Origin of the sequence: Streptomyces sp. V4I8 (assembly GCF_041261225.1) — a bacterium.
Taxonomy (GTDB): domain Bacteria; phylum Actinomycetota; class Actinomycetes; order Streptomycetales; family Streptomycetaceae; genus Streptomyces.
On record NZ_JBGCCN010000001.1, the window covers coordinates 1,044,334 to 1,068,592 of the forward strand.

The 24,259-nt window shown below is 70.2% G+C and carries 25 protein-coding genes and 1 pseudogene; 14 read left to right on the forward strand and 12 right to left on the reverse strand.

All coding sequences use genetic code 11. The annotated features are described in order from the left end of the window. Positions 1-48 precede the first annotated feature (48 nt). On the reverse strand, positions 49-1,497 hold the full coding sequence (locus ABIE67_RS04760; protein WP_370253562.1) for a GH1 family beta-glucosidase: 1,449 nt from the start codon (positions 1,495-1,497) through the stop codon (positions 49-51). A 188-nt stretch (positions 1,498-1,685) separates the two neighbouring features. On the opposite strand from ABIE67_RS04760, the gene ABIE67_RS04765 reads away from it, so the two are divergent. Further along, a complete protein-coding gene (locus ABIE67_RS04765) occupies positions 1,686-3,266 on the forward strand; it encodes a glycoside hydrolase family 43 protein (RefSeq protein WP_370253564.1) in 1,581 nt (526 codons plus the stop codon). A gap of 423 nt (positions 3,267-3,689) precedes the next feature. Here the strand turns inward: ABIE67_RS04765 and ABIE67_RS04770 are convergent, their stop codons facing one another. Genes ABIE67_RS04770 through ABIE67_RS04780 form a run of 3 tightly spaced genes read right to left on the reverse strand, consistent with a single transcriptional unit; the run spans position 3,690 to position 5,289 of the window. Beyond that, on the reverse strand, positions 3,690-4,124 hold the full coding sequence (locus ABIE67_RS04770; RefSeq protein WP_370253566.1) for a hypothetical protein: 435 nt from the start codon (positions 4,122-4,124) through the stop codon (positions 3,690-3,692). 48 nt (positions 4,125-4,172) lie between these two features. Continuing rightward, positions 4,173-4,943 carry an MBL fold metallo-hydrolase gene (locus tag ABIE67_RS04775; RefSeq protein ID WP_370253568.1) on the reverse strand — a complete coding sequence of 257 codons (771 nt, stop codon included), beginning with the start codon at positions 4,941-4,943 and terminating at the stop codon, positions 4,173-4,175. Next, positions 4,930-5,289 carry a hypothetical protein gene (locus ABIE67_RS04780; protein WP_370253570.1) on the reverse strand — a complete coding sequence of 120 codons (360 nt, stop codon included), beginning with the start codon at positions 5,287-5,289 and terminating at the stop codon, positions 4,930-4,932. The genes ABIE67_RS04775 and ABIE67_RS04780 overlap by 14 nt, the downstream gene beginning before the upstream one ends. Before the next feature lie 183 nt (positions 5,290-5,472). Between ABIE67_RS04780 and ABIE67_RS04785 the strand changes: the two genes are divergently transcribed. Next, positions 5,473-6,843 carry a Gfo/Idh/MocA family protein gene (locus ABIE67_RS04785; RefSeq protein ID WP_370253572.1) on the forward strand — a complete coding sequence of 457 codons (1,371 nt, stop codon included), beginning with the start codon at positions 5,473-5,475 and terminating at the stop codon, positions 6,841-6,843. Positions 6,844-7,136: 293 nt separating this feature from the next. After that, positions 7,137-7,970, forward strand: coding sequence for a sulfite exporter TauE/SafE family protein (locus tag ABIE67_RS04790; protein ID WP_370253575.1), 834 nt, complete (start codon positions 7,137-7,139; stop codon positions 7,968-7,970). 160 nt (positions 7,971-8,130) lie between these two features. On the opposite strand, the gene ABIE67_RS04795 is transcribed toward ABIE67_RS04790, so the two are convergent. From ABIE67_RS04795 to ABIE67_RS04805, 3 genes and pseudogenes are all read right to left on the reverse strand, one after another. Beyond that, positions 8,131-9,147 (reverse strand): LacI family DNA-binding transcriptional regulator, encoded by a 1,017-nt coding sequence (locus ABIE67_RS04795; protein WP_370253579.1) that lies wholly within the window; start codon positions 9,145-9,147, stop codon positions 8,131-8,133. Between the two features lie 174 nt (positions 9,148-9,321). Then, a complete protein-coding gene (locus ABIE67_RS04800) occupies positions 9,322-9,618 on the reverse strand; it encodes an undecaprenyl diphosphate synthase family protein (protein ID WP_370268215.1) in 297 nt (98 codons plus the stop codon). Between the two features lie 103 nt (positions 9,619-9,721). Further along, positions 9,722-9,901: pseudogene (locus ABIE67_RS04805) on the reverse strand (undecaprenyl diphosphate synthase family protein); the annotation flags it as partial. Here ABIE67_RS04805 and ABIE67_RS04810 point away from each other — a divergent pair. Further along, positions 9,818-10,003 (forward strand): hypothetical protein, encoded by a 186-nt coding sequence (locus tag ABIE67_RS04810; RefSeq protein WP_370253581.1) that lies wholly within the window; start codon positions 9,818-9,820, stop codon positions 10,001-10,003. The pseudogene ABIE67_RS04805 and the gene ABIE67_RS04810 sit on opposite strands and share 84 nt — an antisense overlap. Before the next feature lie 138 nt (positions 10,004-10,141). Further along, the gene (locus tag ABIE67_RS04815) at positions 10,142-10,978 is read left to right on the forward strand and encodes an NAD(P)-dependent oxidoreductase (protein WP_370253583.1); all 837 of its coding nucleotides are present in this window, start codon (positions 10,142-10,144) and stop codon (positions 10,976-10,978) included. Positions 10,979-11,071: 93 nt separating this feature from the next. On the opposite strand, the gene ABIE67_RS04820 is transcribed toward ABIE67_RS04815, so the two are convergent. Together ABIE67_RS04820 and ABIE67_RS04825 are read right to left on the reverse strand one after the other, a co-directional pair. Continuing rightward, positions 11,072-11,227: a hypothetical protein gene (locus ABIE67_RS04820; protein WP_370253587.1), complete on the reverse strand. Its 156-nt coding sequence runs from the start codon at positions 11,225-11,227 to the stop codon at positions 11,072-11,074. Positions 11,228-11,400: 173 nt separating this feature from the next. Then, positions 11,401-11,967 carry a dihydrofolate reductase family protein gene (locus ABIE67_RS04825; protein ID WP_370253589.1) on the reverse strand — a complete coding sequence of 189 codons (567 nt, stop codon included), beginning with the start codon at positions 11,965-11,967 and terminating at the stop codon, positions 11,401-11,403. Between the two features lie 210 nt (positions 11,968-12,177). Here ABIE67_RS04825 and ABIE67_RS04830 point away from each other — a divergent pair, with 210 nt between their 5' ends. The 9 genes from ABIE67_RS04830 (at position 12,178) to ABIE67_RS04870 (ending at position 21,350) form a co-directional block, all read left to right on the forward strand. After that, positions 12,178-13,128 (forward strand): MIP/aquaporin family protein, encoded by a 951-nt coding sequence (locus tag ABIE67_RS04830; protein ID WP_370253593.1) that lies wholly within the window; start codon positions 12,178-12,180, stop codon positions 13,126-13,128. Positions 13,129-13,757: 629 nt separating this feature from the next. Continuing rightward, positions 13,758-14,945, forward strand: a complete 1,188-nt coding sequence (locus tag ABIE67_RS04835; RefSeq protein WP_370253597.1) for an ATP-binding protein — start codon at positions 13,758-13,760, stop codon at positions 14,943-14,945. Positions 14,946-14,965: 20 nt separating this feature from the next. Further along, a complete protein-coding gene (locus ABIE67_RS04840; protein WP_370268219.1) occupies positions 14,966-15,793 on the forward strand; it encodes a roadblock/LC7 domain-containing protein in 828 nt (275 codons plus the stop codon). Next, positions 15,786-16,169 (forward strand): DUF742 domain-containing protein, encoded by a 384-nt coding sequence (locus tag ABIE67_RS04845; protein ID WP_370253603.1) that lies wholly within the window; start codon positions 15,786-15,788, stop codon positions 16,167-16,169. The genes ABIE67_RS04840 and ABIE67_RS04845 overlap by 8 nt, the downstream gene beginning before the upstream one ends. Before the next feature lie 3 nt (positions 16,170-16,172). Continuing rightward, a complete protein-coding gene (locus ABIE67_RS04850) occupies positions 16,173-16,733 on the forward strand; it encodes an ATP/GTP-binding protein (RefSeq protein WP_370253607.1) in 561 nt (186 codons plus the stop codon). Between the two features lie 10 nt (positions 16,734-16,743). Further along, positions 16,744-18,111: a cytochrome P450 gene (locus ABIE67_RS04855; protein ID WP_370253611.1), complete on the forward strand. Its 1,368-nt coding sequence runs from the start codon at positions 16,744-16,746 to the stop codon at positions 18,109-18,111. Positions 18,112-18,171: 60 nt separating this feature from the next. Further along, positions 18,172-19,452 carry a cytochrome P450 gene (locus ABIE67_RS04860; RefSeq protein ID WP_370253615.1) on the forward strand — a complete coding sequence of 427 codons (1,281 nt, stop codon included), beginning with the start codon at positions 18,172-18,174 and terminating at the stop codon, positions 19,450-19,452. Then, positions 19,449-20,267, forward strand: coding sequence for an enoyl-CoA hydratase/isomerase family protein (locus ABIE67_RS04865; protein ID WP_370253619.1), 819 nt, complete (start codon positions 19,449-19,451; stop codon positions 20,265-20,267). The genes ABIE67_RS04860 and ABIE67_RS04865 overlap by 4 nt, the downstream gene beginning before the upstream one ends. Positions 20,268-20,627: 360 nt before the next feature. After that, positions 20,628-21,350, forward strand: a complete 723-nt coding sequence (locus ABIE67_RS04870; RefSeq protein WP_370253623.1) for a hypothetical protein — start codon at positions 20,628-20,630, stop codon at positions 21,348-21,350. 85 nt (positions 21,351-21,435) lie between these two features. Here ABIE67_RS04870 and ABIE67_RS04875 read toward each other — a convergent pair whose 3' ends face one another. The 3 genes from ABIE67_RS04875 to ABIE67_RS04885 all read right to left on the reverse strand — a co-directional run bounded on the left by ABIE67_RS04875 (position 21,436) and on the right by ABIE67_RS04885 (position 23,978). Then, entirely contained in the window at positions 21,436-22,359 is a 924-nt protein-coding gene (locus ABIE67_RS04875; protein WP_370253628.1) for a hypothetical protein, read from the reverse strand. 70 nt (positions 22,360-22,429) lie between these two features. Next, a complete protein-coding gene (locus ABIE67_RS04880) occupies positions 22,430-22,918 on the reverse strand; it encodes a flavin reductase family protein (protein WP_370253631.1) in 489 nt (162 codons plus the stop codon). Between the two features lie 664 nt (positions 22,919-23,582). Next, positions 23,583-23,978 carry a hypothetical protein gene (locus ABIE67_RS04885; RefSeq protein WP_370253636.1) on the reverse strand — a complete coding sequence of 132 codons (396 nt, stop codon included), beginning with the start codon at positions 23,976-23,978 and terminating at the stop codon, positions 23,583-23,585. Positions 23,979-24,259: the final 281 nt, after the last annotated feature.

A 24,259-nucleotide genomic window follows, 5' to 3' on the forward strand; every position in this document is an offset into this window, starting at 1 on the left:
TCGACCGGAGCAGGTTGGAGAGAAGTTCCGCGGCCGGCCGGCCCCTGCCTACCCCCTGGTCCCCGCCGGCGGGATGGTGCCCGTCGCTGCCAGCTTCCGGTACCACAGGGCGCTGTCCTTGAGCGTGCGGCGCTGGGTCTCGTAGTCGACGTGGACGATGCCGAAGCGCTTGGAGTATCCGTAACACCACTCGAAGTTGTCCATCAGTGACCACACGAAGTAGCCGCGCAGATCGACGCCCGCGGCCAGTGCCCGGTGGGCGGCGGTGAGGTGGCGGCGGAGGTAGTCGACACGCTCGGGGTCGTGGACGGCGTGGGTGCCGTCGGGGCGGCTGGAGAGGTGGTCGTCGAAGGCCGCTCCGTTCTCGGTGATGACCAGCGGCTGGTTCGGGAACCGGGTGTGCAGGTCCAGGAGGAGTTCTTCGAGGCCGTCGGGGTCGATGTTCCAGCCCATGGCGGTGTGCGGGCCGTCCTGTGCGACGAACTCGACCTGGGGCGAGCCGGGCCAGGGTGAGCCGCCCATGTCCTTGTGGCCGTCGTTGTTCTGCCGTGCGGTCACGCCGTCCCACAGGCGGACGGCGGTGGTGGCGTAGTAGTTGACGCCGAGCAGGTCCAGGGGCTGGTGTATCCGGGGCAGGTCGCCGTCCTGGACGAACGCCCAGTCGGTGACGGCGGCGGTGTCCTCGATGAGGTCCTCGGGGTAGTGGCCGCGCAACAGGGGTTCGGTGAAGGAGCGGTTGGCCAGCGCGTCGATGCGACGCACGGCTTCCTCCCCACCGTCGCCCTCGCCCCTCAGGACGTGGAAGTTGAGGGTGATGGAGTACTGCGGATCATTGGTGGCAACTGCCCTGAGCTGTTGCACCGCGAGCCCGTGGGCGAGGTTGAGGTGGTGGACGGCCGTCAGCGCCGCGGCGCCGTCGGTGCGGCCGGGGGCATGGGCTCCGGATCCATAGCCGAGGTAGGCGGAGCACCATGGTTCGTTCAGGGTCGTCCAGATCGCGACGCGGTCGCCGAGCGCTTCGCCGACGATACGGGCGTAGTCGGCGAAGGCATGGGCGGTGGCGCGGTTGGTCCAGCCGCCGGAGTCCTCGAGGGCCTGGGGCAGGTCCCAGTGGTAGAGGGTCGCGACCGGCGCGATGCCCCGGTCGAGCAAGCCGTCGACCAGGCGGCTGTAGAAGTCCAGGCCTTTGAGGTTGGCCGGGCCACGGCCCGTGGGCTGGACGCGGGGCCAGGCGATGGAGAACCGGTACGCCCGCAGGCCCAGGGACGCCATGAGATCGAGGTCGGCTTCGAGACGGTGGTAGTGGTCGGCGGCGACGTCGCCGGTGTCACCGTTCCATGTCCTGCCCGGCGTGTGGGAGTAGGTGTCCCAGATCGAGGGACCGCGCCCGTCCTCGGTGGCGGCGCCCTCGATCTGGTAGGCGGCGGTCGCGGAGCCGAGGAGGAAGTGGGCGGGGAAGGACATGGGCTCGGCGGGTTCCTGCCGGGCTGTCGACATGGGCGTATCCCTCTGCTGAGTGACGAAGCGATGAGTTGCCACAGCTTGGAGGCGGTGTGGTGGATGCCCCTGCCTCACTCCATGCCGTTTCTCTTGTCAGGAACCACGGTGATGTTAACGTTAACAAGCTGTCAAGGCCTTCGCCCCGACGCATCCCGTCCCCACCCCGACCGCCTCGGAGCGCGCCCGTGCCGACCTTCGCCAACCCCGTTCTCGCCGGCAGTCATCCGGACCCGTCCATCTGCCGGGTCGGGGAGGACTTCTACCTGGTCACGTCGTCGTTCGCGTACTACCCGGGGCTCCCGGTCTTCCACAGCCGCGACCTGGTGAGCTGGCGACCGCTGGGGCACGTGGTGCACCGGCCGTCCCAGGTGTCGTTGACCGGGCTGGACGTCTCGGAGGGCCTCTGGGCCGCCACCATCCGCCATCACCAGGGCACCTTCTACGTGGTCGTGACCCTGGCGAGAGGCCGGCAGGGCAGCACCACGTTCCTGTACACCGCCTCCGACCCGGCCGGCCCCTGGTCGGCCCCGGTCACGCTGGATGCGCAGGGCATCGACCCGTCGCTCTTCTTCGACGACGACGGCCGCTGCTGGTTCACCGCCTGCCGCGACGCCGCCGAACCGGAGGTGACGGGCCCCGGCGAGCTGTGGATGCGCGAACTCGACCTCGAAACCCTGGCGTTGACCGGACCGTCCCACAATCTTTGGTACGGCGCGATGCGCGGCGCGTGGGTCGAGGCACCGCACCTGTACAAGCGTGACGGCGTGTACTACCTGATCGCCGCGGAGGGCGGCACCGAACACCACCACGCCGTGACCGCGGCCCGGTCCGACACCGTCACCGGCCCCTACTCCACGGACCCCAGGAGCCCGCTGCTCACCCACCGCCACCGCGGCGCGGCGGAACCCATCCACAACGTCGGCCACGTCGACCTCGTCGACACCCCCGCCGGGGAGACCTGGGCCGTGGCCCTCGGGGTACGGCCGCTCGAGGGTACGCACACACTCGGCCGTGAGGTGTTCCTCGTCCCCGTCGAATGGACGCCCCGGGGCCCGGTCTTCGCACCGGACACCGGCCGGGTGAGCTTGTCGGAACGGCTGCCCGCGGGAACGACGACGGCGGCGGCGACCGTGGGACCGGCCGTGGACGAACCAGTGCGGTACGACTTCGGCAGCAGCGCACTCGGCCCCGAATGGAACAGCCTGCGCGGACCGGTCGACGACCTCGTCTCACCCTCCTCCGGCGAAGGCGGCCTGACCATCCGCCTCTCCCCCGAGCCCCTCACCTCGACCGGCACCCCCGCGTTCATCGCCCGCCGCCAGCAGCATCTGCGCCTGCGCGCGAGCACCCGTATCCGCTTCGCCGCCGCCGCACCGACCCAGGAAGCGGGTCTGGCCGTCTTCCAGAACCACCACCAGCACGCCACGCTGGGGCTCACCGCCGACGCCTCCGGAAGCCCGCAGGTCGTGCTCACCGCCGTCGAGGCAGGCACCGCCACCCGTCTCGCGGCGGTCGCCGTGGCGGACGGCAACGTCGTCCTCGCGGTCGACAGCGACGAGTCCGGCTACACCTTCCTCGTCCAGGACAGCACCTGGACGACCCTGGGAAGCATGGAACGGTCCTTCTTCAGCACGGAACGAGCCGGCGGGTTCGTCGGCGTCCACCTGGGTGTGTACGGCACCGGCGAGGCCGACGCGGCCGAGGCCCACGTGGACTGGTTCGAGTACGCTCCGGGGCGCGCCGGCTCGGGCGAGGATCGGCGGTAGAAGGTCTCCGGCCAGCTGTGCTCGGCCAGCCACTCGAGTTGCTGTGGCGTGAGCGGCGGTGCGTCGGCGATCTACGCGTCGCGTTCCACGTTCCGCAGTGAGCGCGTCCCGACGACGGTGGAGACCCCCTGCCCGGGCGGGCCGGTCACAGGTCGCTGGCGACGTGGGCGACGAGCCGGGTCTGGGGGAGCTGGTCAATGCGGAGCGTGGCGTCGGGGGGCTTCGCCGGGGGCGGCGCGCGGGCGGAGCACGAAGGGGGCCTGGAAGCCCGGCCATTCCGACACGATCTCCAGGCGGGGATGGACGAGGCCGCGTTTCAACAGGCCGGCGGATTCCGTCGGTTGGCCGGACACGGCACGGCCCTGAAGGCAGGCCGGAGTCGAGTGGCCGTGGCGTGCCGTTTCCGACAGGGAACGTGAACTCCTACGCGACCCAGCAGTAGACGCCCTGGCCCTGGCGTCGAGCGCTGCTGGCGAGAGTCGCCAGATCGCCCAGGATCACTTCGGCGATCTCCGCGTCGATGACCTCGCCATCCTCTGCGCGCCGCGCGGCCCACGAGACAGCCACATCAGGCAACCCGGACCGCTCGGCGTCGGCGAGTGCGGCGGACAGGCGAGGGGAGATCGCGAAGACGACGCAGCCGCCATTGTCCCGGTCGGCGACGATGCGAGGCTCACCGGCTTCGACGAGTTCCTCGAAGCAGCCGCCGCCAAGAAGGCACTCCCACTCGACCACAGCGTCCTCGGCATCGAAGTTGCCGAAGGAGAGCGACTCGAAGGCACCTCCCGGCCCGGTCCGAAGAACCGAAGCCGCTGACGCGTCATCCGGAGCCACGAAGAACTTGACGATGATGCTCATCCGGGCATCATGCCTGGCCGCCCACGGCCGTGAGCGCCCGGACAGGTCCTAACCGATCGAGAACGTCGCTCCGGGGGCGGCGTATTCGACAGGGCCGTCGAACCGGGCCGAGGCACGTGCCACCGCCTGCTGTGGCGTGAGGAAGCGGCCGACGTGCGTGACGATCAACCGGCCGGCCCTGGCTGCACTGGCCGTGTCGCCGCTGTCCTCGGGAGTGTGGTGCACCTGTTCGCCCTCGGCCGGCACCTGCGCGCTCTCGGCCTCGCACAGCAGCACGTCGCATCCCTCGGCCAGTTCCGTGAGGCTTGGGCACGGCGCCGTGTCCCCGGAGTACACCAGCGACTTGTCCGCGGTTCCTGCGCGTACGGCGAAGGCTGGGATGCCGTGCGCCACCGCCCGGCTGGTCAACGTGAGGGCGCCGACGCGCACCTGATGCCCGTCGTGCAACTCGTGGACGGCGAAGGCTGATTCGACCGGGCTGCGGGTTGCGGTATTGGTGAGGAAGTGGGCGAGCCGGTCCGCGATGCCCGGCGGGCCGTACAGCGGGATGGGCGCAGCGAGCTGTACATCCGCGAAAAGCGCACCGTAGTAGGCGGTGAGCAGGTCCGCGCTGTGATCGGCATGCAGGTGCGAGATCCAGATCGCGTCCAGCTCATCAAGTCGCACGTGTCGTTGCAGCTGAGCCAGTGTCCCGCTGCCCGCGTCCATCCAGACCCGCGTGCCGCCACTGGACACCAGGTAGCCGGAGCACGGGTTGTCCACGCTTGCATAGGGCGTCGCGCTCCCCAGGACGGTGAGCCGGAGATCATCGCTTGTCATCGAGTGAGTCTAGAACGCTTGATCCACAAGTACTGACGTCTTCTCCTGTCGTCGAGCAGATGGCGGCGGGCGAAGCCGGCCCAGCCCTCCAGCAGGGGGGGTCGATCTCCTCCGCGTCCGCGAGGCCGCGGGCGGCGGCGGCCTGGCGCAGCACCGGGGTGGCGATCCGCTCGGACCCGTCCGTCCAGTCCGCCCAGCCGTCGGTCGCCTGGGTCAGGCCGGTGCGGGTGTCCACCGGCACGAAGGCGTGCGCGAGCAACCCGGGCCGCTCCCGGGCCCGCTGATACCGCGTGATGTAGGCGACCCCGCGGCGTACGACTTCCTCCAGCGGCAGATGGAACAGCACCTCGGTCCGGGCCCAAGAAGGAATCGGCGGGCCGGGGCCAACTCGTCGACGAACACGTCCCTTTTCGGGTAAGTCTGCCGCCGTTAAGTCTGCCGCCGTCGAAATTTTCGGCCAACGGCGGCCATTGCACGGCTTGGCGACGACCGGTAACAAATGATCTACTCCCCCACCGAAGGAGCCAAGTTGCCCGCTTCCGCCTCTCCGCTGCGCTACGCCCTCGTCGGTACCGGGTCCCGTGCTCAGATGTACATCGACGCGATGACCGGCATACATGCCCCGGTCTGTGAGTTCGTCGCCTGGAGCGACACCAACCCCGGACGGCTCGACGTCTACGAGCAGCGCCTGCGCGGGGCCGGCGTGGTGCCGCCCGTGCGGTTCGCGCCCGACGAGGTGGCCGAGGCGGTGCGCGAGCACCGGATGGACCGCGTCATCGTGACAACGCCCGACTACACGCACGCCGATGTCGTCGTGGCCGCCCTGGAGGCCGGAGCCGACGCCGTCGTCGAGAAGCCGCTGACCACCAGCGAGGACGGGGTCCGCCGCATCGCCCAGGCCGTGGAGCGCACCGGACGGCAGGTCACCGTCACCTTCAACTACCGCTACTCGCCGCGCAACACGGCCCTGAAGCAGGTCATCGCCTCGGGCGAGATCGGCCAGGTCACCTCGGTGCACTTCGAGTGGCTGCTGGACACCGCTCACGGCGCGGACTACTTCCGTCGCTGGCACCGGTACAAGGAGAACTCCGGCGGGCTGCTGATCCACAAGTCCTCCCACCACTTCGACCTCGTCAACTGGTGGCTGGACAGCGTTCCCACGCGCGTCTTCGCCAGCGGCGGCCTGCGGTTCTACGGCGCCGAGGCGGCCGCCGGCCGAGGGCTCGGCCCGCGCCCGGAGCGCGGCACGACCGACTCACCGCTGCGCGACGCCTTCAGCCTCGACCTGCGTCACGAGCCCTGGTACAAGGCCCTCTTTCTGGACAACGAGCACCTCGACAACTACCGCCGCGACCAGGACGTCTTCGACCCGGGCATCACCATCGAGGACAACCTCTCCCTGATCGTCGACTACGCCTCGGGCGCCTCCATGACCTACGCGCTCAACGCCCACTCGCCCTGGGAGGGGTACGTCATCGGCGTGAACGGCACCAAGGGCCGTGCCGAACTCACCGTCGTCGAGCGCGGATCGGTGACCACGGACGCCGACGGCCACGTGATCATCGACCCGAGTGCCCACCCCGAACCGGTCGTCGGCGACGGACAACGCCCCGTCGGTGAACGGCTAGTGGTGCAGCGGCACTTCGAGCAGGCCCGTGAGGTACCGATCCCTCATGCCGAGGGCGGCCACGGCGGCGGCGACGCGGTCCTGCTCCGGGATGTCTTCGTCGGAGCGGGCGAGGACCCCCTCGGGCACGCCGCGTCCTGGCAGGACGGCGTGCGCTCCCTCGTCGTGGGCCTGGCCGGCAACCGGTCCCTGGAGACCGGCAACGCTGTCCCCCTCGACCGACTGGACCTCGGATCCGCGGCATCGCTGATCACCACGGTGCCCCAGCCCTGACCTGGCACCGGAAGGTTGGCCCTCGGCACCACCGGCACCACCGGCACCACCGGCACCACCGGCACCACCGGCAGCGTCGCCAGGCTGGCGCGACCGCGGGACCGGCACGGTGCGCGGCCCGTACCACCGGCTGACCACTGAGCGCGACAGCCCGGCCCGCTCTGAGCGCCGCAGTTGGCCATGCGAGGCGCTTCGGAGGACCAGACGAATCCTGAGCGGGTGGCCAGTGCCTTTCCCCGAAGAAGGGGACGTGCCGTAGCGGCCAGGGACAGCTACCAGCGAGGATGCCCACCATGGCCACCGAGAAGGACCTCGTCTCCGTGCGTTCGGCGCACTCGGCACACTCGGCGCGCTCGCTGCCCGCGGTGTTCGTCGCGGGCGCGGCCGTCGGTGTGCTCGGCGGGATGATCGGCCTGGGTGGAGCGGAGTTCCGCCTTCCGCTGCTGATCGGTGTGTTCGGCTTCGCCGCGCTCTCCGCGGTCATCCTGAACAAGGCGATGAGCCTGGTCGTGGTCCTGGTCGCGCTGCCCGCCCGGCTCGTGGCGGTACCGGCCTCCGAGCCGGCCGCGCACTGGCCCGTCGCGGTCAACCTGCTGGCCGGGAGCCTGCTGGGTGCCTGGGCCGGGGCGACCTGGGCGATCCGGATGCGCAGCGCCACCCTCCACAAGGTGCTCGCGGCGCTCATGGTGCTCATGGCCGCCGCCCTGCTGGTCACGCACACCACCCCGCTGGGGACGCTCGATCTGCCGCTGTGGGCGCAGGTGCCCTGCGGGGTCGGGGCCGGGTTCGGCATCGGAGTGGTCGCGGCGATCATGGGCGTGGCCGGGGGCGAGCTGCTGATCCCGACGATCGTGCTGCTGTTCGGCCAGGACATCAGGACAGCGGGCAGCCTGTCGCTGCTGGTCTCCTTGCCGACCATGCTGGTGGCCTTCGCCCGCTACAGCCGTGACGGCAGCTTCGGGGTGGTCGGCGCCAACCTCCGCTTCACCGCGGTCATGGCCGCGGGCTCGATCGCGGGTGCGGTGCTGGGCGGGCTGCTGCTCGGGGTGTTCCCAGACCTGGTGCTCGTCCCCGCCCTGGCTGTGATCCTGCTCGTCTCCGCGGCCAAGCTCGTCCGTCACGACTGACCCTGCCGAGCCGGCTCAGCCCCAGTGGTCGGCTGGGGAGGCTCAAAACCGCCAACTGGAGCACACAGTCACACCGCCGGGACACGGTGAGTCCGGTGCGGCCGAGTTCGCGATAACGCTTGTGCTGCCTTCGAACCGGCGACGCGCTTCAGGAATCAGCTCAGGAAGAGACGCGGGGCGCGGCCGTACTGCGCCGGACGACGAGTTCCGGCGTGATCTTCTGTCGTTGCGCCTTCTCCCCGCCCAGCATCCGGACCAGCAGCTCGATGGCGCTGCTGCCCAGGTGGACGAAGTCCTGGCGGACCGTGGTCAGGGCGGGGACCAGGTAGCCCGAGCCCTTCATGTCGTCGAACCCGACGAGTGACACGTCCTGCGGCACCCGCACGCCGCGTTCCGCGAAGGCCGCCAGCGCTCCCATCGCCATCTGGTCGTTGCCCGCGAAGACCGCGGTCGGCAGACCGGCGTCGTCCGTGCAGAGCTGGTGGGTGAGGCGGAACCCGCTCTCCGCGCTGAAGTCCCCTTCGAGCATGGTCCCCTCCGCTCCCGCGGTGGCGAGTTCGGCCTGCCAGCCCTCGACTCGGGCCCGGGCGTCGAAGGTGCGCAGGGCACCGGTCAGATGGGCGATGTGCCGGTGTCCTAGATCGAGGAGGTGGCGAACCGCGAGTCGGGCGCCGAGTTCCTGGTCGACCTCGACGAAGCTCAGCTCGGGGTGGGGCACGCTGCCGGACATCATCACCGCCACCGGGACCCCGAAGACCAGGCCGGACAGCGCCTCCACGGCGACGGGCCGGTCGGCGACGACCGCGATCGCCTCCACGGACTGGTCGGTGAGCCGCTGGAGCGTCTCCACCAGGTCGCCGGTGGTGCTCTCGCCCTGCCGGCTCGCCAGGCTGACCCAGTATCCGGCCTGTTTGGCGGCCGTCTCCACGCCCAGGAGGATGCGGGGCAGCTCGAACAGGTCCGAGCCGACGATCACCACGCCGATCGTCGAGGAACGACGGCTCTTGAGGGCCCTGGCCACGCTGTTGCGGCGGTAGCCGAGCTTCTGGATCGCGGCCTCGACGCGGGCCCGGGTCTCCGGCCGGACCGACGGGTGACCGTTGATGACCCTGGAGACGGTGATGTGCGAGACGCCGGCCTCCCGGGCCACGTCCATCATGCCTGGCGGCCGGTCCATATAACCCGTCCTCTGCCCTCGACCCCCGCAGGCGGCCATACGCCCACCGTCGATACTGTCACAGGCTTCGGGCCGCGTTCCCGTACAGCTGGACAAGATCAGGACGGGTACGGACGGACGGCGTCTCAGGACAGTCTCCGCGCGCCGTGAACGCCGCCGCGGCGGGCTGACCGCTCACACAGCCGGTGCTCCCTGTCCGCTCGGCAGCGTGCGCCGGTCGCGGATGCGGGGGACGGAGCCATAGCGGCGGGTGCGGTGGGCGTACTGTTCGATCGCGTGCCACAGATCCCGGCGGTCCACCTCGGGCCAGGGAGTGTCCAGGAACATCAGCTCGGCGTAGGTGGCCTGCCAGGCAAGGAAGTTGGAGGCGCGCTGGTCGCCTCCGGTGCGCAGCAGCAGGTCGACGTCGGGTAGTTCGGGGACGTGCAGATGGCGGGCGAAGGCGTGCTCGGAGACCGTGCCGGGGTCGATTCTTCCGGCGACCGCTTCCTGGGCGAGGCGGCGGCCGCCGCGATTTCGGTACGGCCGCCGCGAAACTCACCCAGCGCAGACGGACATCGGGCTCCTCGTTCTTCAACCGGCGCAGGCTCTCGGGGATTTCGTACATCAGGGCGCGCAGTTCGTCGGCGGGGCGTTTCCAGTTCTCGGTGGAGAAGGCGTACAGGGTCAGGTGCTTCAGGCCGGTTTCCAGGGCGCCGTGGGCGACATCGACGAGTGCGTCCGCGCCCGCGCGGTGGCCGTCGGTGCGAGGCAGGCCGCGGGCGGTGGCTCAGCGGCCGTTCCGTCCATGACGATCGCGATGTGGCGGGGCATCGCCTCGGGGTGCAGCCGGGGCGGACAGGCGGAGGGTGGGTGAGGGGGCGCAGGGATGACCGCGGGACGCTGGGCGGCGTGGGCGCGCACCATCGGCTGATACGACGTGGAGGCCGGTCGCCGCACCGAGCTTTCCCCGATCGCGCCGACCCCAGATGCCGCGCCCGTACCGTGTTCATCCATGACTGTCCTGATCATCGGCGGCAGCGGCTTCCTGGGCACCGAGCTGGTCCGCCAGGCCAGGGAAGCAGGGCACGAGACGGCTGCGACGTTCGCCACCACCCGGCCCGGGAAGACCTGGGGTGCGACATGGCACCCGCTCGACGTACGGGATCATGTGCGGGTCGCCGGGGTGATGCGTGAGGTGGGTGCCTCGGTCGTCGTCAACACGTCGAGCACCCGGTCCGATTGGGCGGTCACCGCGGACGGCGCGGTCCGCGTCGCGCTGGCTGCCGCGGAGCAGGGGTGCCGTCTGGTCCATGTCTCCAGCGACGCGGTGTTCTCCGGGAGCCGTGTCCACTACGACGAGACCTGCCTTCCCGACCCTGTCACGCCGTACGGCGCCGCGAAGGCCGCCGCCGAGACGGGCGTACGGCTGCTGGCGCCGAGTGCCGTGGTCGCCCGCACCTCGCTCATCATCGGGTACGGCCGGTCGGTGCACGAGCGTGCGGTGACAGCCCTCGCGGCGGGGACGCGCGACGGGGTTCTGTTCACCGATGACATCCGCTGCCCGGTGGACGTCGAGGACCTGGCCGCCGCGTTGTTGGAACTCGCGCTGTCCGAGGCGGCGGGCGTGTTCCACGTCGCCGGCCCGGATGCCCTCAGCCGGTACGACCTCGGCGTGCTGATTGCCGAACGCGCGGGCCTGGACGCCGCACGCCTGCCCACCGGGCTACGGGCCGACACGGTGCTCCCGGGCCCGCTGGACGTGCGTCTCGATGGCCGTACCACTCAGCGGCGCCTGCGCACCAGGATCCGCGGTGCCCACGAGTTCCTGGGCCGCCCCCGGCAACTGTGAGCCGTCGGCGACTACTCGGACGTCTGCGGACATGGGCGTCGGACCCGATGGTGACGCCGCCGCAAGGCCGCGTGTGACGGTGACAAGGACCCTTCACCTGCCGGTCCCCCGGGAGGAGGAGCCATGGCGCAGCCCGGCACCGATCCACTGCACGATCTTGAGGCGCCGCCGCAGCGAGGTGACCCGCATGCCGCCCGCGGCCTGGAGACAGGACGCCCGCCTCGGCCCCGCGAATACCGGAGACGGCATGGCCTGGCCTGGCCTGGGCACTGCCGGCCCTCGCCGTACAGATGGTGATCACGGGCGTGATGCCGCCCCAGGGCCTGCTGCTCGCGACCGGGTTGGTCGCCGCGGGGGTGGCGACCCAGATGCTCGCGCCCCCGCATGACCCGGGCTGCCCTGGTCGTTCCGCAGGAGCCGGCTCAACGTCGGACCGGGTATCGCAGGTGCAGGGCCCTGCGTCCCTGGACGACGATCGGGTCGTCCAGGAGTTGGTGTCCGCGGTCCGGCTTCGTGAAGTACGGGATCCCTTCGCCGAACAGCACGGGCACGAGGCTGACGCACACCTCGTCCACCAGTCCGAGGTCGAGTGCCTGCTGGATGATCGTCGCGCTCGCGATCACCACGTCCTGATCACCGGCGATCTGTCGCGCCCGGGTGATCGCTGCTTCGACTCCGTCGACGAACGTCGTCGTCGGCCACCTCGTCGCGGCATGTTCGGGCGCGCGATGCGTGACCACGACGACGGGGGCGCCGGCCGGGTGTTTGTCACCCCAGCCGTCGGCGATGTCGAAGAGGCGTCGGCCGGCGACAAGCGCACCGCAGCCGCCGGTGAGCCCTTGCAGTACCTGCGCACTGGCGTCGTCGACCTTGAATGAAACGGTCTCATTCGGGTTCGGCACTGTCACGTCCCCGGCTTCGTACCAGTCGAACAGTTCCCCGACCTGGTCATTCGGATCCGCGACGAACCCGTCCAGCGACATCGTCATGTGAGTGGAAACCTTGCCCATCGCGATCCTCCTCAGCTTGTTTCCGGCGGTCACCCGTATTGACCTCCTACGACCGTGAAACTCATCGGCAGGGCAACGCACGGGGCATTACCGGGGTCTCCTGCGGTTGCCGCGACCCACGAGCCGAGTTACGACGTGACTACTGACATCGGAATCGGACGTGACCGCAGCAAGCCCCGGGAGGATCACATGGCAGTGGAGATCAAACCTCTGGTGAAGCCCTCTACATTCAGGCGTCGCGCGGGTTTGCCGGGCGAATGCATGGCGGAGTTCCTGGGGACGTTCGTCCTCATCTCTTTCGGCTGTGGCGTGGTGGCGATGGCGGTGGCGGCGCTGCCCGGCTCGGGGCGTACCGAGGGGCCCACCACCTTCTTCCTCGGCGCCGGGGACTGGCTGCTGATCACCTGGGGCTGGGCCATGGCCGTGATCCTCGGCATCTACGTGGCCGGCGGGGTCAGCGGAGCGCACCTGAACCCGGCGGTGACGCTGGCCTTCGCCGTTCGCCGCAAGTTCTCCTGGGCCAAGGTCGTGCCCTACTGGGTGTCACAGGTGCTCGGCGCCCTGGCCGGGGCGGCCTTGGTCTACGCCGTCTACCACGACGCCATCAACACCTTCGACGACGCCATGGAGGGGCCCAAGACGGGCGGGCACACCCTGGCCTCCTTCTCGATCTTCGCCACCTTCCCTGCGCCGTACTTCCACGGCGGGATCTGGGGTCCGCTCATCGACCAGATGGTCGGCACCGCCTTCCTGGTCATGCTGGTGGTGGCGATCATCGACCTGCGCAACACGGCCGTGAAGGCGAATCTCGGTCCGCTGGTGATCGGCTTCGTGGTGGCGGCCATCGGCATGTCCTTCGGGGCGAACGCGGGGTACGCCATCAACCCGGCCCGCGACTTCGGCCCGCGGCTGTTCACCTGGATGGCGGGATGGCAGGATCTGGCGTTTCCGGGCAGCTTGTCCGGGGCGTTCAGCGGCTACTGGTGGATCCCGATCGTCGGGCCGCTCGTCGGCGGTGTGATCGGGGTGCTGGTGTACGACCTGTTCATCGGCGACGTTCTCCACACCCGCGCCCAGCAGGGCGAGACCGTCCCGGAGCCGGGCCGGACGCGCCCCACCACCTCCGACGACGACGAGTAGCCGTCGCACTCGGACGACGAGTGGCCGTCGCGTTGGCGAAGCCGATCGCGGGAGTCCCCGCAGGAGGTGCGAACGTCTGGTGAACAGAAGGGGCGGACCTGCCGGCTTGGCATGTGGTCGTGCTACGGGCTCCTGACAGGGACCGCCGGTGGCGATCGCACCGAATACTCACGTGAAGTTTGCAACGCCGCACCGCCGGCAGAGCAGCGAGTGGCGCGCCACGTCCGCCGGGTGCCGCGTGGCAGGTCGCGGTGCGCCCGCACAGGCTCGCTCACTCCCAGCCGTCCCGCTGGGCCGCCGTGATCAGGTGCGGCGTCCGCGCGTGGAGCGGTGACGCCCCGCGGAGGGCAGGCCCGGTCACAGGGTGTCACCAGTCATGACCGTTGCTCCCCAACCAGCCTTGACTACTTGTTTGTTGAGCCGGTACAGAGCCCAACGGCGGCCTCAGGGCCAATGTTTGAGAGTGATAGCATGCCGCCGTCTGCGACCTTGATCCACTTCGCTCCGGCACAACCGGCCTGAGGTGGTCTGCTCTTCGCACCAACAGTCATGCGTCCCTGTGACGGGTTGCGGATCCTCGCGAGCTGTATCCGTCGACGCCTGCATGCCACGCGCCGGGAAAGGTTTCCATGAGTCAAGACGCGCTTATCTGGTGTCTGGTTGCGATAGCGGTGATAGCCATAGCCGCAGTCGTGGCCCTCACACTCCGCAACTCCGCCCTGGGGGCGAAGAAGCGGGAAGCCGAGGCCGCGCTGGCACAGCGGCTCAGATACACCGAGGGCGAACTCGGCCGTATGCAGCAGGAACTGCAAAGGGTCCGGGACGAGCAGGACGGTGTCATCGGGGAGGCCGAGCAGGCGGCGGAGGAGAGCACCAAGGCGGTCCTCAAGGGCGCCGCCCGCTTCCTGCAGAGCCTCGCGGCCGAACAGACGGCATTGCTGGACGAGGTCCAGCGCAAGTACGGCGGGCACAGTGTCCTCGCCGACCTGATGGACGTGAACCACGCCAACGCGCAGATGGCCCGTAAGGCCCAGGGCATCGCGGTCATGTGCGGAGCGCCTCTCGGCCGGCGCAACCAGGCCGCCAGCGTCTACGACGTGGTGCGCAGCGCCCAGAGCCAGATCCGCAACTTCCACCGGGTCGAGATCATGCAGCCGAGCGGCATCGCGCTGAAGGCGTCCGCCGTGGCGCCGGTGGCCCTCGCCGTCGCCGAACTGCTCGACAACGCTGCCAGTTTCTCGCAGGCGGAAGCGCCGATCGAGGTAACGTTCCAGCGGGTCCAGAAGAACCTGTGCATCATCATCGACGACGCCGGCGTCAGCATGAGCGACGAGGACCGGCAGGCGGCTACCGCGCTGCTGTCCGGCGACGAGGTGCCCCGGCTGTCCCAGCTGGGCACCCAGCCCAAGTTCGGTTTCCCCGTCGTCGGCCTGATCGCCCGTCAGTACGGCTTCAAGGTGGATGTCACGGGCGTCTCCCGCTACGGCGGCGTGCGCGCCGTCGTCCTGCTGCCCGAGGAGCTGTGGACCATGGAGGAGACCCCGCCGCCGGCCAGTGAGGTGCCGGTGAGCAGCATCCGACGTGTCGAAGGCCGTGAGCAGGCCGGCGCGCGCACGATGCACGGCCTGCCGAAGCGCGGGGCGCGGAAGTCGCCGATCGCCAGTGTTCCGTCCGACGGGAGTGCTCCCGGCGGGGCGGGAGCCGCGCCCAGGAGGGCGGCTTCGGGCTCGGGCGGGGGCCTGGGGGCGTTCCAGCGCGGCACGCTGACGGGCCGTGATCTGGACGCCCCGACACCCGAAGGGTCCGAAGGCGCATGACTACTACGGACATGTCCTGGATGGTCCAGGACATCGTGGACAACGTCCCCCGGGCCCGGCACGCCGTCGTGCTGTCCGCGGACGGGCTGCCGCGCGGGGTGACGGACGGCCTGATCGACGGGGACGTACGGACCATCGCCGCCGCCATGGCGGGGATGCAGTCGCTCAGCCGGGCCACCGCTCACTTCGCCGGGCCGTCCGAGGACCGGCAGTGGAGTCAGACGGTCATCGAGTTCACGCACGGCTGGGTGTTCCTGATCGGGGCCGGGCAGGGCACTTATCTGGCCGCCGCCGCGGAGCCCGATGTCGACATGCAGCAGATCTCCTTCCGGATGAACCGGCTGGTCGCCCGGCTGGGCAACAACCTCACCTCGGCGCCGCGGGTGAACGGCGGTGAGTCGCCCGTGGCGCAGGCGGACGCCGCGACACGCGGGGACGGGGCGAGCGGGACGGGCTTCGTGCTGGCCGAGCTCGACCAGCTGATCGCTTCCGTGCGCGGCGCCCGGCACGCCCTGCTGCTCGGGGCGGACGGTCTGCCCCGTGGGGCGAGCGCCGGGATCGGCCGGGACCTGGCGGACACCATCTCCGCGGCCATGACGGGCATTCACGCCTACAGCCGGGCGACCGCACCGTTCGCGGGCGGCCTGCGGGACGACGGGTGGCGGCAGACGGTCATCGAGTTCCAGCACGGCTGGATCTTCCTCGTCGCAGCAGGTGAGGGAGCGTTCCTCGCGGCGGCCGCCGCACACGACTGTGACATCGAGGAGTTCACCACCCGGCTGAGCGATGTGGCGCCCACGCTCACCGCACGTCAGGTGCCACAGCGAGGGAGGGCCGGCGATGCGTGAGGAACCGGACAGCGAGCTGGAACTGACATCCGCATTAGTCCCTCTGTTCGTCATCGCGAAGGGACGTGCGCTGCCCGCGGACCACGAGTACGAGCACACCACGCTCGTCACCGCCCAGGAGGGCACCGAGGCCGCCGCCCGCACGCTGTCACCGGAAGCACGCGCGGTCATGGACCTGATCGCCGACGGCTTTCTGTCCGTGGCCGAGATCTCCGGCTACACACGGCTGCCGCTGGGCATCGTGCGCATCCTGCTGGCGCAGATGGCCGAGGACGGCCTGCTCTATGTGAGGAATCCGGCGCCACGTGCCGAACGTGTCGACCGCGAACTGCTCACCGCCGTACTCGATGGCCTGAAGACCCGATTCGGAGCGTAATTCGTGTATCTGGATCCAGCCGTCTCCCGTTCCGTGAAGATCCTCGTCGTGGGCCACTTCGGGGTCGGGAAGACCACCTGCATCGGCAGCATCTCCGAGATCGAGCCGCTGCAGACCGAGGAGGAGATCACCGAGGCGAGCGAGGGCTTCGACGATCTCTCGGGCACCCCGGACAAGACCACCACGACGGTGGCGATGGACTTCGGGCGCCTGTCCCTCAGCGACACTCTGGTCCTCTACCTCTTCGGAACCCCGGGTCAGGAACGCTTCAAGGAGATGTGGGAGGGGCTGTCCCGGGGTGCGCTGGGCGCGCTGGTCCTGGTGGACCCCGAGCGGCTGCACGAGAGCTTCCCCATTCTGGACCTGGTCGAGCAGTTCGGCCTCACCTACGCCATCGGTGTCAACCACTTCGACAGCACCCCCGACTACCCGCTCGACGAGGTACGTGAGGCGCTCAACCTCTCCGCGGAGACCCCGGTCGTCCCCTGCGACGTACGCGACCAGGGCTCCTCGGCCCATGCGCTCATCACCCTCGTGAAGCACCTCATGTCCACCCTCGGCTAGGAGCCACGGCATGCAACAGCACTTCGACCCGTCCGGGATCCCGGCCGGCTGCCCCGCTCACGGCAACATACGGCTGTACGGGCCCGAGTTCGGCTCCGACCCCGAGCGGCACTACGCCCAGCTGCGCTCGATGGGCCCGAGCGCCCCGGTCGACATCGCGCCGGACGTCGAGGTCGAGCTGGTGACCAGCTACGACGCGGCCCTCTACATCCTGCAGAACCCCGGCTCGTTCGTGCGGGACTCGCGCCGCTGGAACGCGCTCAACGAGGGTCGGGTGCCCGCCGACAGCCCGGCGCTGCCCATGATGGCGTACCGTCCCAACGCGCTGTTCAGCGACGGCGCGGCGCACGCCCGGCTGCGGCAGGCGGTGACGGACAGCCTCGCCACCGTCAACCAGGTCCAGCTCGTCCGTCAGACGCAGCAGTCGGCCGACTATCTGATCAGCCGTTTCAGCTCCGAACCCCTCGGCCAGGCCGAGCTGATGGCCGCTTACGCCCAGCCGCTTCCGCTGCTGGTCTTCAGCGACCTGTTCGGCTGCCCGCCGGAGATCGGCGACCGGGTGATCGTCGGCATCAGCGGCATCTTCGAGGGCACACCCGGCGCCGACGAGACGCTGGGCGCGGCGCTCGGCGAACTCATCGCCCTCAAGCGCAGCCAGCCCGGCGAGGACCTCACCACCCGGCTGATGGTGCACTCCGCCCGGCTCACCGACGAGGAGGTGCTGCACCAGCTGGTGACCCTGCTCTCCGGTGGCACCATGCCCCTGACCGCCGCCATCGGCAGCAGCAGCGCGCTGTATCTGAGCGACCAGTGGCCGAGCGGCCTGCCGATCGAGGACGCGGTCGTGCAGACCCTGTGGAACTACGCGCCGATCGCCAACTACGCGGGCCACTACCCCGTCCACGACGTCGAGCTCGGTGGCAGGACCCTCAAGGCGGGCGACCCGATCCTGATCTCGTTCGCGGCGGCCAACACCGACCCCAAGCTGACCGACCACCGCGAGCAGCTCAGCGCCAAGGCACACCTGGCCTTCGGGGCCGGCCCGCACGCCTGCCCGGCCAAGGACCCCGCGTTCCTGATCGCGTCCACGGCCGTCGAGTCCCTGCTCAACCGGCTGCCGGACGTCGAACTGCGCATCCCCTTCAAGGATCTCGCCTGGGCGCCGACACCGTGGAGCCGTGCCCTGGTGACCGTGCCCATCCGGTTCACCCCGCGCACCGTACAGCCGGCCGCCCGGTCCACGGCGGCTCGCCCCGCCCAGGCGGCGCAGCCGTCCTCCGTGCCGCAGCCGTCGCCCGCGCCTCGGCCGGCCCACGCCGCCCCGCAGCACAAGAGCGGGCTCTTCAGCCGGTTCCTGGCATGGACCAGGGGCGCGTGACGCAGGTAACTCTATGAGGCCAGTGGGTTACTGAATCTTTCAATGATCTCTCGGGTACGTATGGCGGCTGACTCCCAGAAAGGAGCCGTCATCGTGGCGAGTGTCACCACTCCGATATCCGACCGTCGTGCAACCGTTGCTCTGTTCTCCCGCCTCCGGACAGCCCAGGGGCAGGCCGACCCTTTTCCCCTCTACGCCGACCTCCGGTCGCGAGGAGACGTCAGCCCCGCTCCCTGGGGTGGTTTCCTCGTGACCGGTTTCAGCGCCTGCGACCAGGTGCTGCGCAGTGGCGCCTGGCTCGAGCCGGACACGACGTGGAGGGAACGACAGGGGGAGCGCACACGCTGGAGCGCTCCTTCCTCCCGGGAGATCAGCCGCACCCTGCCCGCGCTCAACCCCCCGGAGCACACCCGGGTGCGCCGGGCGGCCGGGACCTTCGACCGTGGCACGATCGAGCAGATCGGCTCGAGAGTGAGCCGGGTGGTCGACGACCTCCTCGACTCCCTGATGGAGCATCTGCACACCGGGGAGGCCGACTTCGCCGCCCTGGTCTCGGAGGAACTTCCCATCGCCACGATCGGGAACTGGCTGGGCCTGCCCAGCGAGGACTGGCCCCGTCTGCGGGAGCTGACCCACGACCAGGTCTTCACCCAGGAACTGCTGCCCTCCGCCAGCCAGTTGGCCAGGTCCGACGTGGCCATGGCCGAACTGCGCGCCTACTTCCTCGATCTGGTGAGCGAACGGCGCTCGCGTCTCGGCGACGATCCGGTGTCCCGCTGGATCCGCACCTGGGACGCGCTGGAACCGGACCGGGACAAGGCTGACGAAGCGGTCTACTTCCTCGCCCTGTTCGTCCTGCTGGCGGCCCTGGAGACCACCTCCACCCTCCTGTCGACCATGGCCTTACTGCTGGTCGAACGCCCCGACCGGTGGAACCTGCTCGCCGAACAGCCGGACCTCGTGCCCGCGTTCGTGGAGGAGTCGCTGCGCTACGACCCTCCCACCCATGTGATCAGCCGGGTCGCCGCCCAGGACTGTGTGCTGGAGGGCGTCGAGGTCCGGGCGGACGAGATGGTCCACCTCATGGTGGGAGCCGCGCACCGGGACCCGGCCCGGTACGACGCTCCCGACCGGTTCGAACTGAACCGGGGGCCCGGCCATCTCGCCTTCAGCGGAGGCATTCACTACTGCCTCGGGGCACCCCTGGCCCGGCTGGAAGCCCAGACCCTGCTCAGCCGTATGATCACACTCCTCCCCCGCCTCACCCTGGTCCGCCGCCCCTCCCGGGCCCCCCGGGTGGCGTTCCGGCGTCTGCTGAATCTGGATGTCGCCCTCGCATGAACCCGTTGACCGTCCCCACCCCCGCCACCACGCCGGCGTCCATACCCGTGCTGGTCCCCGCACCCACCCCCGTGCACCTGGACATCGCGGAGAGCGGCCCCGTCCTCCACGTCCGGCTCGCCCCGTCCGCCCAGGACGACACGCTGAGCGCCGCCGTCCTGGACGAGCTCATCGCCGTCCTCGACGGCCTCCACGAACGGCCCGACATCCGCATCCTCGTCCTGTCCTCCCACGGCGACGACTTCTCTCTGGGAGCGGACCGCCAGGAGTACCAGGACGCCCTGACCACGGACCCGACCGGAGCCGCGCTGCGCCGCATCGCGGACAAGGCCCACCGGATGTGCCAGGGCCTGGAGAACACCCACGCCATCACCATCGCCCGGCTCCACGGCAAGGTCGTCGGCGCCGGCCTCGCACTCGCCGCCTACTGCGATCTGCGCGCCGGCGCGGACACCTGCCGGTTCCGTATGCCCGAGGTCGGCGTCGGTCTCGCGCCCACCTGGGGCGGCGCCATGGGCCGGCTGATCTCGGAGGCCGGCGCCGCGCGAATCCGCGAACTCATGCTCACCTGCGAGGTCTTCGACGCCGTCACCGCCCACCGGCTCGGCCTCCTGCACAAGGTCGCCCCCCTCGACGAGTTGGACGACACCGTCGCCGCCTGGACGAGGCCCCTCGCCCGCCGCTCCCCGGAGGCGCTCGTCCTGACCAAACGCATGCTCACCGGCTACGCGAAGGCCACCCGCACAGCCGACATCGCCCTGCTCGACGCCCACCTCCTGACCGCCCAGCTGACGGCCCCCCGAACCTCGATGTGACAGCCCGCCGGCCCCCGTTTTCCGGTGCCGTCGGAACGCCGAGAACCATCGTGCGGCCGGTCAGCCCCACTCAACGGCGGTTCCGACGGTCGAGGAGCCCAGCCGGCCCGCTCATCGGTGCCTTCGAGGCACCGCTGCTCCTGGGACGAGATCCGCGAGGGCTGCTACGACCTGCGCAACGACGCGTACGACCGGACGGTCCTGGAGTGCGCCGCGCGACTGGACGCCGGCCCCGAAAAGGTTCATCAAACTCCCGGCACGCACCTTCCGAGCCTCCGCGCCGGGGCGGTCGGAGCACGCTTTCGCCGCGAGCCACCCGGATGAAGTCCGGATGAACTGACGTGTGGTGAAGTGGGGATCATGACGACGAGTGACGCGATCGTGGTGCCCGAGCTGTACTCCGGCTACCCCCAGGTGGCCTTCGGCGGGTACGTGGCCGGCGTGCTGGCGGAGAGGTCCGGGGCGCGGTCGGTACGGGTGGACTTCCGTGGGCCGGTGCCGGTCGAGGTGCCCGTGCGGATCGCCGAAACGGCGGGCGGGGGCGTGGAGTTGGGCGAGGCCGAGCGGCCCCTGGCCGCGGCGCGCCCCGCCGAGTTGCCGCTCGACGCACCGGCCGCGCCCTCCTGGGACCAGGCGGCCGCCGCGGCCGAGAGGTTCCGGGCGGCGCCGCCGTCGGGTGTGGTCGACTGCTTCGGCTGTGGCCTGCGTCCCGCCGACCGCGGCCTGCGGGTGTACTGCGCCCCGGTGCCGGATCTCGGCCTGGTCGCTTCCGCCTGGACCCCGTCCCGCGCCTTCGCCGACCCGGACGGCCTGCTCCCGCCCCACCTGGTCTGGGGCGCCCTGGACTGCCCGGGAAACTGGGCGGGCCGCTTCCTCGGCACCCAGCGCCCGGGCGCGGTCACCGCAAGCCTCACCGGCAGGGTTCTTCGGCCGGTCGCCGCGGGTGAGCCGCATATCTCGTACGCGTGGCTGGTGTCGGAATCCGGCCGCAAGCACACGATGGGCGTGGCGCTCGCCACGGCCGAGGGCGAACTGTGCGCCGTCTCCGAGGCGTTGTGGATCGACCCCAGGCCTGCCTCCTGACGCCGCCGCTCAACGCTGCTGGGCCGCAGCCGGCTCCATCCGCTTGCGGAGAGTCGGCCACCTGGCGGCCCGAGGTAAGCGCAGCTCAGAAGCCCTGGGAGATCATCTTCTCCCGCATCAGATTTTCCAGCTCCGGGTCCGACAGCGGATGGAGCGTGTTCAGGAGACGGCGCAGACCGGGTTCGTCGAGGTACTGGCTCGTGACCTGCACCTCCGCGTCGCGGTGGCGGCGGACGAGGGTGATGTCGCGGATGCCACCGGGGAGGTTGCGGATCATCCGCATCTCTCCGTGCGCGTCCACCGTGCAGGTCTCGTTCTTCGCCATGAACTCGGGGCATCGCGGTGCCGGCGTGAGCGGCGAGCGTACCGTCAGGCCCATGTACCCGCTCTCGTCCGGCGCGGCGGGGCGGTAGTCGACGCCGAAGTAGGCGGGCCCGACCACGGCACGGTCCAGCCGCATCCCCGGCGGGGCATCGCCCAAGTACAGCAGCTCCGGACGCTCCCGGTACCGCGCGACCTCCGCCGCGTGCCGGCGCTGCTCCGCCTGCGCCGGGCCGACGAAGCCCCCGTAGACCACTCCGGCCGCCAGCACGGCCACCGCCCCCAGCCGCACCCATTGGCTCGGCACGAAGAACGCCGCGGCCACGGCGTACGGCACTCCCGTCAGCGCCACCCGCGTGCCGGCGCTCCCCAGGTCGACTTCCCCGCCGTAGGCGGCCAGACCCGCCAGGACGCCGAGCGTGCCGAGGGCGAAGACCAGGGCCGCCCAGCCGAACCGCCGGGGCACGGAGCTGCACAGCGGCACCACTGTCCGCACCGGCATGCCCGCCGTGGCCAGCAGACCCACCGTCAGCGGCACACCCAACGCGAAGACCGCCGCCGCCGCCCCGGCCCCACCACCCCACCCCGACACCAGCAACCCGAATCCGAGCGTCGGCATCGTGACCGCCATCGTCGCCCAGACCAGGAGGAGATGGAGAACCGTCAGCGCACCTCTGCCACTCGTCATGCCCGAAGCGTGCCCGCTCACGTCCTGGCGCACATGAGTTCTCCTACTCAGTACGCCCCGGGCGGTTCGGTCAGTCCACCGGGTGACCGGGCGAGATCGTAAGGGCGTCCTCGAGGCGCAGCAGCGGGCCGTCGTACGCCCCGTGTTCGCCCCACTCGACCGGGTCGAGGACGAAGCCGATGTGGTCACCGCCGCCGACGCGCGTGACGATCCGGCCGACGAACCAGGCCGGCGCGTCCTGAAGAACGACGGCCCCGCCGTGCCCCGACCGCCAGGGGACGTCCCGGAACTTGTCCTCCTGGTCGCCGGTGTGCCCGCCGAACAGCTCGGCCAGGGCATGCTGTTCGCGGGCCAGCAAGTGCACGGCCAGGACCTGCGCGGACCGTGCCACCCGGAAGGTGTGGTTGACCTCCGACAGCCACACCACGAACCGCACCGGCCGCATGGAGCACTGCGAGGCGAAGCCGACCAGACAACCGGCCCGTTCGCCGCCCGCCGCGGCCGTGACCACACACATGTCAGGGTTCAGCCGTCCGATGAACTCGTCCATGCCCGCCATGCCCAGGCTGCTCCCGTCACCCGTGGATCCACCTCTCCGCATCACCTCACCACGGAGCGCGGGTCCATGCCATCCCGTCGCCGTACGAGGCATACCCGGCGACTCCCGCGGTCAGGAGAGCACCGGGCACGCCCGAGATCATCCGTGCACGTGACCTTCTCTTCCGCAAGGCGGATACTGCCCTCGCGAACGATCACCCGCGTCAGCTCGCCGGCTGCCACCATGCGCAGATGGCCCGCGACATAGTGTTCTTCCTCGCGCCCGACGACGAGACCGCCGCTGCGACGCGGCTACGGGACCTGGTGCGGCCCTTGAGTCTGTGACCTGCCGTTTTATCGAGCCGGACAGTGCCATCGCCGAGTGGGACATGTACTTCGAGGAGCCTTCGGCCGAGGCTCCGCCGGTTGAGCAGCTCCTTGGGCGTGCCTGGCCGGAGTGGGTCACCGCCCCCTTGAACGATGGCGTTGAGGTGTTGGCTCTGCCGAAGCGGCTGACCCGGGCGCCGGCCGACGCGAGCTCCGCCGAACTCGAAGAACTCGCAGGTCGCTGGAGAACGCGGCTCTGGTCCGAGGACGGGGGACGACATGACCGACGATGATCTACTGGCGGTGCTTCAGGGAGTTGCCCGGCTCGCGGCGTCTGCGGTGAACACGGGTGGCGGCCTCTACAGCTGGAGCTGCTGACCGTCCTCCTGCGAAGGTCGCTCGCGTTTGACGCCGCTGCACGCCAAGAGCTCGGTCCCGGTGGCGTTGAGGTACAGCGTGAAGTGCCACGACCGGTCTGCTGCGTCGATGATGCCGGTGCGCAACTGCTTGCCACGGTGTTGACCCAGGATCTCAACGGTCTCGTCGAGGCCGAGGGTCGTCAGGCCGATTTTCAACGACCGTCTCAGCCTCGTCGCAGCGATGCCGGCGACCATCCAGTGGGGCGCCTCGTTGTCCCAGACCACTACCCTGCCGCCGGCGGCGATGGCCTCGCGTGCCGCCTCACAGGCGCGGGTCTGGTCGGTGAGCATCGCGGCGATGTCGGGCCGGCTCGGGTTCTCGTCCTCGGTGGCCATGCGATGACTGTAGGGAGCGAATGCGGGCGCTGCTACAGGATTCGGCGTGACCTGCGCGGGGCCCGCCTGGACCACCTCCGCGCCTTGCTCGGCATCACCTGGCTCGTCCACCCGGCGGGACGGCTCCGGAAGCTCATCGCCTCGCGTGTACGCAGAGAGGATGTCGATCGCCTCCACGAGTATCCGCGGCGCGTGACCTTCACATCGGCAAGGTCGATACTGCCAACAGGGGCCATCTCATCAACCCACCACCGATCACCCCACGAAACCGACGCCCCGTC